The organism is Comamonas sp. w2-DMI, from assembly GCF_040187735.1.
GTDB classification, from domain to species: domain Bacteria; phylum Pseudomonadota; class Gammaproteobacteria; order Burkholderiales; family Burkholderiaceae_C; genus Comamonas; species Comamonas terrae.
The window spans coordinates 1-1,363 of sequence record NZ_JBANEL010000078.1; the positions used below are offsets into that span (position 1 = coordinate 1).

General features: G+C 61.3%; 2 protein-coding genes. Both read left to right on the forward strand.

Features of this window, described 5'->3' with window-relative positions:
* The coding region (locus V8Z74_RS26150) for an ABC transporter substrate-binding protein (RefSeq protein WP_349712306.1) at window positions 1-603 on the forward strand (603 nt) is incomplete at its 5' end.
* Between the two features lie 262 nt (window positions 604-865).
* A partial coding sequence (locus V8Z74_RS26155) for an ABC transporter substrate-binding protein (RefSeq protein WP_349712309.1) occupies window positions 866-1,363 on the forward strand: 498 nt, incomplete at its 3' end.

The window sequence follows — 1,363 nt, forward strand, 5'->3', positions numbered from 1 at the left end:
GCCCAGGTGCGCGACTTCGCGCCCTATGTGGCCAAGATCAAGCAGTCGGGTGCCGACACGGTGATCACGGGCAACTGGGGCTCCGATCTGGCGCTGCTGATCAAGGCCGCCAACGATGCGGGCCTGAACGACGTCAAGTTCTATACCTACTACGCCATCACCACCGGCGTGCCCACCGCCATGGGCGCCGGTGCCAGCGGCAAGGTCTACATGGTGGGCTACGGCCACATGAACATGCCCGGCGTCATGGACAAGCTCGTCAAGGGCTACAAGGCCAAGTTCAACGACGACCTGTACACGGGCTCGGTCTATACCGGCCTGAACATGCTGGACCAGGCCTTTGCCCGCGCCAAGAGCACGGATCCCGTCAAGATCGCTGCCACGCTGGAAGGCATGAGGTTCCAGAACTACAACGGCGAGGTCGAGATGCGCAAGACCGACCACCAGCTGCAGCAGGGCCTGTACATCACCAAGTGGGAAAAGGCCGGCGGCAAGTATCCCTACGACTCGGAGAACACCGGCTACACCTTCGTGCCCGTGAAGTACTTCGAGCCCTATGTGGCCAGCACGCCGACCAGCTGCCAGATGAAGCGCCCCTCGTGAGACTGCGGGTGCTGACGAAAGGGGTGCCCAGGCACCCCTTTTTTTCTGCCACCAACACCAGGGCCGGTCCTCGGGCAGCCAAAGAACGGCCACCTGCAAAAGGTTTCTTTTGCGCGCAAGTGGCCTGATCTGTCCCGCATGTGTCTTTGAAAAGCGAAAAGTCGCATGCGCGATAGTTTCTAAGGCATTCCCCAGCCGCGAATGCCCGGCTTGACGCTAGATTGGTGCCGATGCCGTACCAAAACAATGCAAGGAGACAGCTATGAAATGGGTGATGCGGGCAATGGCGGTGGCGACGATGGCGACCTGCGCCGGCGGTGCCTGGGCGCAAAAGGGTGAAACCGTCAAGATCGGCTGGATCGATCCGCTGTCGGGCCTGATGGCAGCCGTGGGCACCAACCAGCTCAAGACCTTCCAGCTGCTGGCCGAGGATTTCAACAAGAAGAATGCTTCGGGCGTGAAGTTCGAGATCATCCCGCTGGACAACAAGCTCAGCCCGCAGGAGACCACGGCGGCACTGCGCTCGGCCATGGACCAGGGTGCCCGCTATGTGACGCAGGGCAACGGCTCGGGTCCGGCACTGGCCATCATCGACGCGCTGGAAAAGCACAATGCCCGCAACAAGGGCAAGGAGGTGCTGTACCTGAACTACGCGGCCGTCGATCCCGACCTGACCAACAGCAAGTGCAGCTACTGGCACTTCCGCCTCGACGCCGACACGTCCATGAAGATGGAGGCGCTGACCACCTACATGAAGGAC